This is a genomic window from Enterobacter cloacae complex sp. P1B (assembly GCF_014982345.1).
GTDB classification, from domain to species: domain Bacteria; phylum Pseudomonadota; class Gammaproteobacteria; order Enterobacterales; family Enterobacteriaceae; genus Enterobacter; species Enterobacter bugandensis.
In genome coordinates this window covers 328693-342350 of the sequence record NZ_JADCLF010000008.1, presented here as the reverse complement: position 1 = coordinate 342350, position 13658 = coordinate 328693, and the positions used below count along the sequence as shown (strand labels likewise).

The window sequence follows — 13658 nt, the reverse complement described above, 5'->3', positions numbered from 1 at the left end:
CGCGAGATGTTTATGCGCTTTATGTTGCTTTGGTTGGCAGTCGTGAGCCTGTCCAGCCAGGCGCAAACCATCAAAGAGAACATCGCGTTCGCCGTGATTGGCGAGCCAAAATACGCGGTCAATTTTACGCACTTCGATTACGTCAATCCTGCCGCCCCTAAGGGTGGAAAGGTCACGCTCTCGGCTACCGGAACGTTCGACAACTTTAACCGCTTCGCCCTGCGCGGCGTGGCCGCGGCGCGAACGGAATCGCTCTATGACACGCTTTTTGTCACGTCGGATGATGAACCCGGCAGCTATTACCCGCTGATTGCCGATAACGTGCGCTATGCGGATAACTTCGCCTGGGCCGAAATTACCCTAAACCCCCGGGCCCGCTTTCACGACGGCACGCCGGTCAAGGCCAGCGACGTCGCTTTTACGTTTCATAAATTTATGACCGAAGGCGTTCCCCAGTTCCGCATTGTGTATAAAGGCGCAACGGTGCGCGCCATTGCGCCCCTCACCGTACGCATTGAGCTGAGCGAACCGAACAAAGAGAATATGCTTAGCCTGTTCTCGCTGCCGGTTATGCCTGAATCGTTCTGGAAAAACCATAAGTTAAGTGACCCGCTCTCCACGCCGCCGCTGGCCGGTGGCCCTTACCGCATTACCGACTGGCGCATGGGGCAGTACGTGGTCTATTCCCGCGTGAAAGATTACTGGGCGGCTAACCTGCCGGTAAACCGCGGGCGCTGGAATTTCGACACCCTTCGCTATGACTACTACCTCGACGATAACGTGGCGTTTGAAGCGTTCAAGGCCGGCGCCTTCGATTTACGCGTGGAGAACAGCGCCAAAAACTGGGCGACCCGCTATATCGGCAAAAACTTCACGAAAGGCTACATCGTCAAAGACGAGCACAAAAACGAATCCGCCCAGGACACGCGCTGGCTGGCGTTTAATATTCAGCGCCCGGTATTTACCGACCGCCGCGTTCGGGAAGCCATTTCCCTGGCCTTCGATTTTGAATGGATGAACAAAGCCCTGTTTTACGGGGCGTACAGCCGCGCGAACAGCTATTTCCAGAACACCGAATATGCCGCGCGCGACTACCCTAAAGCCGACGAACTGCTCCTGCTGGCGCCGCTGAAAGCGGAAGTGCCGCCGGAGGTGTTTACCACGGTGTTTCAGCCGCCCGCTTCAAAGGGTGACGGCTACGACCGCGACAACCTGCTGAAGGCCAGCAAGCTGCTGGATGAGGCAGGCTGGCAGCTGAAGAACCAGAAACGCGTCAATGCGAAAACCGGCAAGCCTTTAAGCTTTGAACTGCTGCTCTCCTCCGGCGGCAACGATCAGTGGGTGCTGCCGTTTAAGCACAACCTTGCGCGGCTGGGGATCACCATGAACATTCGCCAGGTCGATAACGCGCAGATTACCAACCGCATGCGCAGCCGCGATTACGACATGATGCAACGCCTGTGGCCCGCACAGCCGTGGCCCAGCTCGGATCTGCAAATCTCCTGGGCCTCCAGCTACATCGACTCCTCGTACAATGCGCCAGGCGTAAAAAGCCCGGCGATTGATGCCCTGATTGCGAAAATTGTGGCGGCGCAGGGCGATAAAGATAAGCTCTTGCCGCTTGGTCGCGCCCTCGACAGGGTGTTAACCTGGAACTACTACATGCTGCCCATGTGGTATATGGGCGAAGACCGCCTTGCGCGCTGGGACAAGTTCTCCGTGCCTGCCGTGCGCCCTGTCTATTCTCTGGGCTTTGACACCTGGTGGTATGACGTGAATAAAGCCGCCAGACTGCCCGCCGAGCGGCGATAAGGAATTATCATGGGTGCCTATTTAATACGCCGACTTCTGCTGGTCATTCCCACGCTGTGGGCCATTATCACCATTAACTTTTTTATCGTGCAAATTGCCCCGGGCGGGCCGGTCGACCAGGCCATTGCCGCCATTGAGTTTGGCAACAGCGGCGGCATGCCCGGCGGCGGCGGAGAAGGCATGGGTGCCAGCCATGCGCGAACCGGCGTGGGGAATATCAGTGAAAGCCACTACCGCGGCGGGCGCGGGCTGGATCCTGAAGTGATCGCCGAGATCACCCATCGCTACGGCTTTGATAAGCCGATACACGAGCGCTATTTCAAGATGCTCTGGGATTATATCCGCTTTGATTTTGGCGATAGCCTGTTCCGCAGTGCGTCCGTATTAACGTTGATCAAGCAAAGCCTGCCGGTTTCGGTCACGCTGGGGCTGTGGGGGACGCTGATTATCTATCTGGTCTCTATACCGCTCGGGATCCGAAAAGCGGTGCATAACGGCAGCCGCTTCGATATCTGGAGCAGCACCTTCATCATCATCGGCTATGCTATTCCGGCGTTTCTGTTTGCCGTTCTGCTGATTGTCTTCTTTGCCGGAGGCAGCTATTTCGACATCTTTCCGCTGCGGGGGCTGGTCTCCGCCGATTTCAGCACGCTGCCGTGGTACCAGAAAATCACCGACTATCTCTGGCATATCACGCTGCCGGTGCTGGCGACGGTGATCGGCGGGTTTGCCGCCCTGACCATGTTAACGAAAAACGCCTTTCTCGATGAAATCCGCAAGCAGTATGTCGTGACCGCCCGCGCCAAAGGGGTCAGCGAGAAGCAGATTATGTGGAAACACGTTTTCCGCAACGCCATGCTGCTGGTGATTGCCGGATTTCCAGCCACGTTCATCAGCATGTTTTTTACCGGCTCGCTGCTGATTGAGGTGATGTTCTCGCTCAACGGTCTCGGCCTGCTGGGCTACGAAGCCACCGTATCGCGCGATTATCCGGTAATGTTTGGCACGCTCTATATTTTCACCCTGATTGGCCTGCTGCTGAATATCATCAGCGATATCAGCTATACGCTGGTCGATCCCCGAATTGATTTTGAGGGCCGCTGATGCCGCGTTTAAGCCCCGTTAACCAGGCCCGCTGGGCCCGTTTTCGCCATAACCGCCGCGGCTACTGGTCGCTGTGGATTTTTGCTGTCCTGTTTGTCCTGAGCATGTGTTCGGAGCTGATCGCCAACGACAAACCGTTGCTGGTGCACTTTAACGACCGCTGGTACGTGCCGGTACTGGCTAACTACAGTGAAAGCGACTTCGGCGGCCCGTTTGCCACCCCGGCGGAGTACCAGGATCCGTGGCTGCGTCAGCAGATCGAACAGCACGGCTGGGCCCTCTGGGCTCCGGTACGCTTTGGCGCCAACAGCATTAACTTCGCGACCACAACCCCCTTCCCTTCTCCGCCCTCTGCGCAAAACTGGCTGGGGACGGACGCCAACGGCGGCGACGTGCTGGCGCGCATCCTCTACGGTACGCGGATTTCTATTCTCTTTGGATTGATGCTGACCGTCTTCTCCAGCGTAATGGGCGTAGTGGCCGGCGCCGTTCAGGGCTACTACGGCGGAAAAATTGACCTGTGGGGGCAGCGTATCATCGAAGTCTGGTCCGGTATGCCAACGCTGTTTCTGATCATTCTGCTTTCCAGCGTGGTACAGCCGGGCTTCTGGTGGCTGCTGGGCATCACCGTTCTGTTTGGCTGGATGGCTCTGGTGGGCGTGGTGCGGGCAGAGTTTCTGCGCACCCGTAATTTCGACTATATTCGCGCCGCGCAGGCGTTAGGCGTGAGCGATCGCGCAATCATCTTCCGCCATATGCTTCCCAATGCGGTAGTGGCGACCCTCACCTTCCTGCCCTTTATTCTGTGCAGCTCCATCACCACCCTCACCTCGCTGGACTTTCTGGGCTTCGGCCTGCCGCTGGGGTCGCCGTCGCTCGGCGAACTGCTGCTGCAGGGCAAGAACAACCTGCAGGCGCCGTGGCTGGGCATCACCGCCTTTCTTTCCGTGGCCGTGCTGCTTTCGCTGCTGATTTTTATTGGCGAAGCCGTGCGCGATGCCTTCGATCCCAACAAGGCGGTATAAGATGACGCAGCCTCTTCTCAGTATTGATCGCCTGTCGATTGCCTTCTCGAAGCAGGGCGAGACCCGTACCGTGGTCACCGACCTGTCGCTGCAGATCCAGCGCGGTGAAACGCTGGCGCTGGTGGGTGAATCCGGTTCGGGCAAGAGCGTCTCGGCGCTCTCCATCCTGCGTCTGCTGCCCTCCCCGCCCGTGAGCTATCCGCAAGGGGATATTCTGTTCCACGGCAGTTCGCTGCTGCACGCTGATGAACATACCCTGCGCGGTATTCGCGGCAATAAGATTGCCATGATCTTCCAGGAGCCGATGGTGTCGCTCAACCCACTGCATACGCTGGAAAAACAGCTCTATGAAGTGCTGTCACTTCATCGGGGGATGCGCAAAGAGGCCGCGCGGGGCGAAATTCTGGATTGTCTGGAACGTACAGGCATACGCAACGCGGCCAAACGGCTGAATGATTTTCCGCATCAGCTCTCCGGCGGCGAACGCCAGCGGGTAATGATTGCCATGGCCCTGCTCACGCGCCCCGAACTGTTGATTGCCGACGAGCCGACGACAGCGCTGGACGTCACGGTGCAGGCGCAAATTCTGACGCTCTTGAGGGAGCTGCGTGACGAGCTGGACATGAGCCTGCTGTTTATCACGCACAACCTGAGCATCGTGAAAAAGCTGGCCGACAGCGTCGCGGTCATGCAAAACGGGCGCTGCGTTGAACAGAATACCGCGTCCACGCTGCTGAACGCGCCGCAGCATCCCTATACGCAGCGCCTGCTCGACAGCGAACCTTCCGGCGACCCGGTGCCTCTCACGGCAGACAGCACACCGCTGCTGCGCGTCGATGATTTATCCGTCTCGTTCCCGATCCGCAAAGGCATTCTGCGGCGCATCGTTGATCAGAACCCGGTGCTGAAAAATATCCGCTTCTCGCTGCGACCGGGTGAATCCCTGGGGCTGGTGGGCGAATCCGGTTCGGGGAAAAGCACTACCGGTCTGGCGCTGCTGCGCTTAATTGCCTCTCAGGGCGAGATCCTGTTTGACGATATGCCGCTGCACCGCTGGAACCGCCGCCAGATGCTGCCCGTGCGGCCCCGCATGCAGGTGGTATTTCAGGATCCCAACTCCTCGCTTAACCCGCGCCTCAGCGTGTTGCAGATTATCGAAGAGGGCCTGCGCGTTCACCAGCCTGGCCTGAGTGCGCAACAGCGGGAACAGGAGGTCATGCGGGTGATGGCGGAAGTGGGCTTAGATCCCGACACTCGCCACCGCTACCCTGCGGAATTTTCCGGCGGACAGCGCCAGCGTATCGCCATCGCCCGCGCGCTGATCCTGAAACCGGAGCTGATTATTCTGGATGAACCGACCTCGTCTCTGGACAGAACCGTACAGGCGCAGATCCTGGCGCTACTCAAAGGGCTACAGGAAAAGCACCGGCTGGCCTATATCTTTATCAGCCATGATCTACAGGTGGTTCGGGCGCTATGCCATCAGGTGATTGTGCTACGACAGGGTGAGGTGGTCGAACAGGGTGATTGCCAGCGCGTATTTACTGCGCCAACGCAGAGCTACACGCGCCAGCTGCTCGCGGCAGACTAGCGCTTAAAACGGATACTGGCCGGAGAAAGGTTCAGCAATCGCAACGCCAAAGTTTTTCAGGCGGCAGGTCGCGGCGAATTCGTCCTGGCTTTTGACAAACAGGCACGGCTCCCCTTCGCACTCCAGTACGGAGCTGTCCACTTCGATATCCGTCAGGGCCTGGCTGAGACGCTCCATCACCCGCCACGCATTTTCGTCGCTCGGGCTCAGCAGCTTGAGCGCCACCAGACAATTCTCACAGCCCGCGACGCTTTGCGGAATCGGTTCAACTTTCGAACCTGCAAAACCCGCCGACCAGCGATAGCTCTGGGGCAAGCGATGGACAATGGAGAGTTGTAATGTATTCACGTTCGTTCCCCGGAAGCAAAATTTACTTCACAATTTATTTACATTTATAGTAACACATCATCGCCAACCTGCACTATTCAGCGCTTTTTTATCGGTATCGAGGCTCGCGTCGGCGCTATATGTACCCGTTTCTGCGATCTAACTCAACCTTTTTGAATACAATGATGTGACTTTTTACATAAATAGATTTTACATAAAATAAACAAACACGGAATAAACGAACGCGAGTTTGGTTGATATGCGTCAACAAAAAAGGCCCTTTCGGGCCTTATCTGCGCGTTAGTGCGCCGCTTTTCGCGGCCGGCTGGCGTAAAGACAGAAAAGCACAGAGCTGGTTGCGCAAAAAGCCATCGCCCACAGCATAGGCCAGGCCGTAGTAAAGGTCGCCATAGAGAGTAACGCCCCGACGATGGCACCAATCCCGAAGCGGAAGGTTCCCGCCAGTGACGATGCGGTTCCCGCCATATGCGGGAATTCGTCGAGGATCACCGCCATCGCATTGGATGAGATCATCGACACGCAGCCGACAAAGGCCGCCACGCCGATCACCAGCGCCCAGAAGCCCACGTCCAGAAACGCGCTCACCACCAGCCAGACCGCCATCACAAACTGGATCCACAGCCCGGCGCGGAACATGTTCAGCGCGCCCACCCGCCGGACAAAGCGGCTGTTAATGATGGTCAGGACAAACAGGAAGACGATATTGAGCGCAAAATAATAGCCAAAGTGCTGCGGCGAAACGTGGTTCAGCTCGATATAGACAAACGGCCCGGCACTCAGGAAGGAGAACATTCCGGCGAAGCTGAACCCGCTCGCCAGCATGTAGCTCAGCACCCGCTTGTGGCGAAACAGCGAGGCAAAGTTGCCTATCGTGGTTCGAATATGAAATTTCTGGCGGCGCTCGACGGGCAGCGTTTCATCAATAAAGAAGAAAATCATCGCCGAGGCCAGCAGCGCGGCCAGCGCCAGGATCCAGAAAATCGCGTGCCAGCTAAACCACACCAGCACCGCACCACCGGCCATCGGTGCCACCAGCGGCGCAATCGTCGTCACCAGCATGACGAACGACATCATGCGGGAGAACTCTTCTTTCGGGTAGATATCACGCATCAGGGCGTTGATCACCACGCTCGCGGCAGCGGCGGCCAACCCGTGCAGGAAGCGCATGATAATCAGCTGATCGATACTCTGCGCCAGCGCACAGGCGACCGCTGCGGCCGCAAAGACCAGCGTCCCGCCAAGAATAACCGGCTTACGCCCCAGGCTGTCGGCCATTGGGCCATACAGCAGCTGTCCGAGCGCGAAACCGAGAATATAGGTGCTGAGCGTCATCTGCGCGCTGCCTGCCGGTACGCCAAACTGGGCGGAAATCACCGGCAGCGCAGGCAGATACATGTCGATAGACAGCGGCATCAGCATCGCCAGCAGGCCAAGAATGAAGACAATTTTGAACGACGAGTGTGGCCTGGTGGTCACAGGGTTCTCCTGAAATTAGTGCGAAGGCAGACCGACGCTGGCAATCTCTTCTTCCGTCAGCGGACGATATTCACCAGGCGCCAGGTCGGGATCGAGCGCAATCGCACCGATGCGTTCACGGTGCAGGCCCACAACGTGGTTACCCACGGCGGCAAACATGCGTTTCACCTGATGGTAGCGTCCTTCGCTGATGGTCAAACGGACCTCCGTCGGGGTGATGACCTCAAGCACGGCGGGTTTGGTCAGATCCTTTTCATTATGCAGCTGAACGCCTTTCGCGAATTGCTCTGCCGTGTCATCCGCAACCGGTGACTCCAGCGTGACCAGATAGGTTTTCTCGCAGTGGTGGCGCGGGGAAGTGATGCGATGCGACCACTGACCGTCGTCGGTCATCAGCACCAGACCGGTAGTGTCGATGTCGAGGCGGCCCGCGGCGTGCAGCTTATGCGCCACCGGCTCGTCGAGGAAATAGAGCACCGTCGGGTGATCCGGATCGTCCGTTGAGCAGACATAGCCTTCCGGCTTATTGAGCATGAAATAGCGGGGACCGTGCTGCTGGGTCAGCGGATTGCCGTCGTACTCAACCTGATGGTCAGGCTGCAGTTTGAACGCGCTGTCTCGCACAATGTCGCCATCCACGGTAACGCGGTTGGCGCGAATTTCGCGCCCGGCAATAGCGCGGCTTACGCCGAGTTGCTGAGCGATAAACTTATCAAGTCGCATGAAATCTTTTTAGCCTTAATGGTGCTGGATGTCGGACCGTGCGTCCGAAAAAAGAAGCAGTCAGGAACGGTTCAGTATAATGGTCTGGTTGCGCCACTCAAGGGAAAAAGTTTCGTGGCATACTATATGCGGATTAACGAAACCGAGACCCCATGACTTTTACACTTCGTCCCTATCAGCAGGAAGCCGTTGACGCGACGCTCGCCTGGTTCCGTAAACACCGGGAACCGGCGGTCATTGTCCTCCCGACCGGTGCAGGCAAGAGCCTGGTCATTGCCGAACTGGCGCGCCTGGCGCGTGGTCGCGTGCTGGTATTGGCCCACGTCAAAGAGTTGGTGGCGCAAAACCATGCCAAATATTGTGCGCTGGGGCTGGAAGCCGACATTTTCGCCGCTGGGCTGAAGCGCAAAGAGAGCCACGGCAAAGTGGTTTTCGGCAGCGTACAGTCGGTGGCCCGTAACCTGGATCTGTTCCGCAGCGAGTTTTCGCTGCTGATTGTCGACGAATGTCACCGCATCAGCGATGACGACGACAGCCAGTATCAGCAAATCCTCACTCACCTTAAAGAGGTGAACCCTCACTTACGCCTGCTCGGCCTGACGGCAACCCCGTTTCGTCTGGGCAAAGGCTGGATCTACCGCTTTCATTATCACGGCATGGTGCGCGGCGACGAGAAAGCGCTGTTCAGCGACTGTATCTATGAACTTCCGCTGCGCTACATGATTAAGCACGGCTACCTGACGCCGCCCGAGCGGCTGGATATGCCGGTCGTGCAGTACGATTTCAGCCGCTTACAGGCGCAGAGCAACGGGCTGTTCAGCGAGGCGGATCTTAACCATGAGCTGAAAAAACAGAAGCGGATCACGCCGCATATCATCAGCCAGATTGAAGAGTTCGCGCAAACGCGTAAAGGGGTGATGATTTTTGCTGCCACCGTCGAACACGCGCGCGAAATCACGGGACTGCTACCCGCTGACGACGCAGCGCTGATCACTGGCGAAACGCCCGGCCCGGAGCGCGACAGGCTGATTGAGGCTTTCAAAGCCCAGCAGTTCCGCTACCTGGTGAATGTCTCCGTATTAACCACCGGGTTTGACGCCCCGCACGTCGACCTGATTGCGATTCTGCGCCCGACGGAATCCGTCAGCCTGTATCAGCAGATTGTCGGCCGTGGCCTGCGCCTGGCGCCGGGCAAAACCGACTGCCTGATACTGGATTACGCCGGCAACCCGCACGATCTGTACTCCCCGGAAGTGGGCGCGCCAAAAGGCAAAAGCGACAACGTGCCGGTACAGGTGTTTTGCCCGGCCTGCGGCTTTGCCAACACCTTCTGGGGAAAAACCACCGCCGACGGCACGCTGGTTGAACACTTTGGCCGCCGCTGTCAGGGCTGGTTTGAGGATGATGAGGGACATCGCGAGCAGTGCGATTTCCGCTTCCGCTTCAAAAACTGCCCGCAGTGCAACGCCGAAAATGACATCGCCGCCCGCCGCTGCCGCGAGTGCGACACGGTGCTGGTGGACCCGGACGACATGCTGAAAGCGGCGCTGAAGCTGAAAGATGCGCTGGTGCTGCGCTGCTCCGGCATGGCGCTGCAGCCCGGCGCGGATGAAAAAGGCGAATGGCTGAAAATCACCTATTACGACGAGGATGGCGCTGACGTCAGCGAACGGTTCAGGGTTCAGACGCCTGCCCAGCGCACGGCATTTGAGCAGCTGTTTATCCGGCCGCATACCCGCACGCCTGGCGTGCCGCTGCGCTGGATAACCGTGGCGGATATCGTGCATCAGCAGGCGCTGCTGCGCCACCCCGACTTCGTGGTCGCCCGTAAGAAAGGCCAGTTCTGGCAGGTTCGCGAGAAGGTCTTTGACTATGAAGGTCGCTTCCGTCGGGCAAATGAATTGCGCGGTTAACGGGACTTTTCATTGATGTGCGGGGCATTTGAGTATAAAATGCCGCCCGCTTCACATCCGTGGGGCAGAACACTCACCTGCTGCTGGGTCGCCTGTAGTAGGGTTTTAAATACAGAGAGAAATCAATGTTCACTATCGAAGCAGAAGTACGTAACGTGCAGGGTAAGGGTGCGAGCCGCCGCCTGCGTAACGCTAACAAGTTCCCGGCTATCGTTTACGGTGGCGAAGCTGCTCCAGTTGCTATCGAACTGGATCACGACAAAGTGTGGAACATGCAGACCAAAGCTGAGTTCTACAGCGAAGTTCTGACCATCGTTGTTGGCGGTAAAGAAGAAAAAGTGAAGGTTCAGGCTGTTCAGCGTCACGCGTTCAAGCCAAAACTGACTCACATCGACTTCGTTCGCGCGTAATCGCAAACCTGTCGAGAAAACCCCGCTTCGGCGGGGTTTTTTTATGGCTGCTATTTACCGCCAGACGTGCGGCGCTGAAGCTGATCGCGCAGGTTCGGCGGCGTACCTTTGATGGTCAGGGTATCGGTGGCCGGATCCCAGAAGATGCGTTCCCCCAACAGCATGGCGTCAAAGTTGATGGTTAACCCACCGCCGCTGCCGGCAAATTTGGTTAACTGACGCAGCGTGCTGCGATCCGCCGGGAAGCTCTCCTCAAGCTCATAGCCCTTCTCCGCGGTGAATTCCTGGAAGCTCACTTCGCTGACGCCCGCCAGCTCTTTTGACAGGGACTCCAGTTCAATCTCTTCCCCCGCCTGCAGCTGTTCGTTGCAGTAGCTGTAAACCTGCTGACGCACGGTCTGGCGTTCAGATTTATCGAGCTGCGCTTCCGCCGTGAAGTCATCAACGGCCTGCAGCAGCCCTTTGTTCTGCGCTTTGGCGTTCAGGCCTTCGCTGGCACCGAGGAAGTCCATAAAGAAATCCGCCACTTTGCGGCCCACCCGCCCCTTCAGGAAGGTGAGGTAGCGGGTCGACTCCGGGTTAGTTTCCCACTCGGTCAAATCAATACGCGCCACAATATCCGCATGGTTGATATCCAGATAGTGCGTTGAGCTGATGTCCAGTTGCTCGTTCACGCGCATGCTGCTTAAGTTATTCAGCACGGTAACCAGCAGGTACTCGACCGCCAGGTAACGATAGTGGCAGAACAGGACAATACCGCCGTCGGCGAACGGATATTTCGCCAGCTCGTCGCGCAGACGCCCGGTTGCCGCGCGGCTAAACGCCAGGAAATCCTCTTCGCCCTGACGCTGCAGGCGCAGGCTATCGGCCAGCTCACTCTCTTCGCTGAACAGACCATAGGCTTTATTTTTAGCGCTGTAGACGCGATGCAGCTCTGCCATCATTTCCACAACGGTTGCCGTGGGTTCCAGTAACGAATCGCGTAGCACCACTTCAAGGGTTTGCTCATCACGCTTGATAAGCTGGTGCAAGGCAATCTGGTTGATTTCCAGACTCATGATAAACTCTCCTTTTAGACCGGGCGGTATTCAACCACCACCAGGACATGTGTGCAACAACAGATAAAAAAGGGGAAAAAAAGCTGTTGCTACGGTAATATGTTGCCCTTTCATCAACAAACTGATTTTGATTTATGCCACAACATTCCCGCTACAGTGATGAACACGTTGAACAACTGCTCAGTGAGCTGGTCAACGTACTGGAAAAACATAAAACGCCGACCGATCTCTCCCTGATGGTTTTGGGAAATATGGTCACCAACCTTATCAACACCAGCGTTGCTCCGGCTCAGCGTCAGGCGATCGCCAAATCTTTCGCCCAGGCGTTACAGTCATCCGTCAGCAACGACCAGGCCCATTAAGGGAAACGAACAACAGTTTATGGTGACGAATCGTCAGCGCTACCGTGAAAAAGTCTCCCAGATGGTCAGCTGGGGACACTGGTTTGCCCTGTTCAACATTCTGCTAGCGACGGTAATTGGCTGTCGTTATCTGTTTGTCGCAGACTGGCCCACAACGCTAACCGGGCGTATCTACTCCTGGATAAGCGTTGTTGGTCACTTTAGCTTTTTGGTATTCGCCACCTATCTGCTGATCCTGTTTCCTCTGACGTTTATCGTCATGTCGCAGCGTTTGATGCGGTTCTTGTCCGCAATCCTTGCGACGGTGGGGATGACGCTGCTGCTTATCGACAGTGAAGTGTTCACCCGCTTCCACCTGCATCTCAACCCTATCGTCTGGGAACTGGTGATCAACCCCGACCAGAACGAAACGGCCCGCGACTGGCAGCTGATGTTCATCAGCGTTCCGGTGATCCTGTTGATCGAGATGCTGTTTGCCACCTGGAGCTGGCAAAAGCTCCGCAGCCTGACCCGACGCCGCCATTACGCGAAGCCCGTCGCCGCGCTCTTTTTCGTCTCATTTATCAGTTCGCACCTCATGTATATCTGGGCGGATGCGAACTTCTATCGCCCTATTACCATGCAGCGCGCTAACCTGCCGCTCTCTTATCCGATGACGGCCCGTCGTTTCCTTGAGAAACACGGCCTGCTTGATGCCCAGGAGTACCAGCGCCGTCTGGTCGAACAGGGTAATCCGGAAGCGGTTAGCGTGCAGTATCCACTGAGCGATCTGCGCTATCGCGATATGGGTCGCGGGCAAAACGTCCTGCTGATTACCGTCGATGGCCTCAACTATTCTCGTTACGAGAAGCAGATGCCTGCGCTGGCCGATTTCGCGAGTCAGAACGTGTCGTTTACCCAGCATATGAGTTCAGGTAACTCAACCGATGCGGGTATCTTTGGCCTGTTCTATGGCATTTCTGCCGGATACATGGACGGCGTGCTGTCTGCGCGCATTCCTGCGGCGCTGATCACCGGGCTTAATCAGCAGGGCTATCAGTTAGGGCTGTTCTCATCGGACGGCTTCAACAGTTCACTGTACCGCCAGGCGCTGCTCTCTGATTTCTCATTGCCTGCCGCGCAGAGCCAGTCTGATGCCCAGACCGCAAACCAGTGGATAAACTGGCTGCAGCGCTACGCGCAGGAAGATAACCGCTGGTTCTCGTGGGTGGCCTTTAACGGCACAACGCTTAACGACAGCAACCAGGCTGGCTTTGCGCGCCGCTACGGCCGCGCGGCCAGCGATGTTGACGCACAGATTGGCCGCGTGCTGGACGCGCTACGTGAATCAGGCAAGCTTGATAACACGGTCGTGATTGTGACCGCGGGGCATGGCGTACCGTTAGGCGACGAGACGAAGAGCATGAGCTGGTCACGTCCAAACCTGCATGTTCCGCTGGTGATCCACTGGCCGGGAACGCCGGCGCAGCGCATCAATATGCTCACAGAACATAAAGACGTCATGACGACCCTGATGCAGCGCCTGCTGCACGTCAGTACGCCAGCAAACGAGTATTCGCAGGGGCAGGATCTCTTCAGCGCCACGCGCCGCCATAACTGGGTGACTGCAGCTGACGGCAACACGCTGGTGGTGACCACGCCGAAGCTGACGCTGGTGCTGAACAGCAACGGGAACTATCAGACCTATAATCTGCAGGGTGAACGGCTGAAGGACCAGAAACCACAGCTGAGCCTGCTGTTACAGGTTCTGACGGATGAGAAGCGCTTCATCGCTAACTGATTAATAATAAACCAGTTAGCGACGGATTCCCTTGCATTCGAAACGGAATCGAGTAG

12 protein-coding genes are annotated in these 13658 nt (G+C 57.1%); 8 read left to right on the top strand and 4 right to left on the bottom strand.

Annotation, left to right across the window (positions count from 1 at the left end; genetic code table 11):
- Nucleotides 1–6: 6 nt before the first annotated feature.
- From INF77_RS10055 to yejF, 4 genes are read left to right on the top strand one after another with little or no spacing between them, the layout of a single operon-like run.
- Nucleotides 7–1812 (top strand): extracellular solute-binding protein, encoded by a 1806-nt coding sequence (locus INF77_RS10055; protein ID WP_028013879.1) that lies wholly within the window; start codon nucleotides 7–9, stop codon nucleotides 1810–1812.
- A gap of 9 nt (nucleotides 1813–1821) precedes the next feature.
- The gene (locus INF77_RS10050; protein ID WP_028013880.1) at nucleotides 1822–2916 is read left to right on the top strand and encodes a microcin C ABC transporter permease YejB; all 1095 of its coding nucleotides are present in this window, start codon (nucleotides 1822–1824) and stop codon (nucleotides 2914–2916) included.
- The gene (locus INF77_RS10045; RefSeq protein WP_028013881.1) at nucleotides 2916–3941 is read left to right on the top strand and encodes an ABC transporter permease; all 1026 of its coding nucleotides are present in this window, start codon (nucleotides 2916–2918) and stop codon (nucleotides 3939–3941) included. Before INF77_RS10050 ends, INF77_RS10045 begins: the two co-directional genes overlap by 1 nt.
- Before the next feature lies 1 nt (nucleotide 3942).
- Nucleotides 3943–5532: a microcin C ABC transporter ATP-binding protein YejF gene (gene yejF, locus INF77_RS10040; RefSeq protein WP_193532341.1), complete on the top strand. Its 1590-nt coding sequence runs from the start codon at nucleotides 3943–3945 to the stop codon at nucleotides 5530–5532.
- Nucleotides 5533–5535: 3 nt separating this feature from the next.
- Here yejF and INF77_RS10035 read toward each other — a convergent pair whose 3' ends face one another.
- The 3 genes from INF77_RS10035 to rsuA all read right to left on the bottom strand — a co-directional run bounded on the left by INF77_RS10035 (nucleotide 5536) and on the right by rsuA (nucleotide 8079).
- Nucleotides 5536–5880: a YejG family protein gene (locus tag INF77_RS10035; RefSeq protein WP_028013883.1), complete on the bottom strand. Its 345-nt coding sequence runs from the start codon at nucleotides 5878–5880 to the stop codon at nucleotides 5536–5538.
- A 279-nt stretch (nucleotides 5881–6159) separates the two neighbouring features.
- Nucleotides 6160–7356, bottom strand: a complete 1197-nt coding sequence (locus tag INF77_RS10030; protein ID WP_041908984.1) for a Bcr/CflA family multidrug efflux MFS transporter — start codon at nucleotides 7354–7356, stop codon at nucleotides 6160–6162.
- A 15-nt stretch (nucleotides 7357–7371) separates the two neighbouring features.
- Nucleotides 7372–8079 (bottom strand): 16S rRNA pseudouridine(516) synthase RsuA, encoded by a 708-nt coding sequence (gene rsuA, locus INF77_RS10025; RefSeq protein WP_028013885.1) that lies wholly within the window; start codon nucleotides 8077–8079, stop codon nucleotides 7372–7374.
- A 152-nt stretch (nucleotides 8080–8231) separates the two neighbouring features.
- Between rsuA and INF77_RS10020 the strand changes: the two genes are divergently transcribed.
- Both INF77_RS10020 and rplY read left to right on the top strand, forming a co-directional pair.
- A complete protein-coding gene (locus tag INF77_RS10020) occupies nucleotides 8232–9992 on the top strand; it encodes a DEAD/DEAH box helicase (protein WP_193532340.1) in 1761 nt (586 codons plus the stop codon).
- Nucleotides 9993–10117: 125 nt separating this feature from the next.
- Nucleotides 10118–10402 (top strand): 50S ribosomal protein L25, encoded by a 285-nt coding sequence (gene rplY, locus INF77_RS10015; RefSeq protein ID WP_028013887.1) that lies wholly within the window; start codon nucleotides 10118–10120, stop codon nucleotides 10400–10402.
- Nucleotides 10403–10452: 50 nt separating this feature from the next.
- Here rplY and yejK read toward each other — a convergent pair whose 3' ends face one another.
- A complete protein-coding gene (yejK, locus tag INF77_RS10010) occupies nucleotides 10453–11460 on the bottom strand; it encodes a nucleoid-associated protein YejK (RefSeq protein WP_008500957.1) in 1008 nt (335 codons plus the stop codon).
- Nucleotides 11461–11594: 134 nt separating this feature from the next.
- On the opposite strand from yejK, the gene INF77_RS10005 reads away from it, so the two are divergent.
- Nucleotides 11595–11822 (top strand): YejL family protein, encoded by a 228-nt coding sequence (locus INF77_RS10005; RefSeq protein ID WP_014884596.1) that lies wholly within the window; start codon nucleotides 11595–11597, stop codon nucleotides 11820–11822.
- A gap of 19 nt (nucleotides 11823–11841) precedes the next feature.
- Complete coding sequence (gene yejM / locus INF77_RS10000; protein ID WP_028013888.1) at nucleotides 11842–13602, top strand: LPS biosynthesis-modulating metalloenzyme YejM; 1761 nt, start codon at nucleotides 11842–11844, stop codon at nucleotides 13600–13602.
- Nucleotides 13603–13658 lie beyond the last annotated feature (56 nt).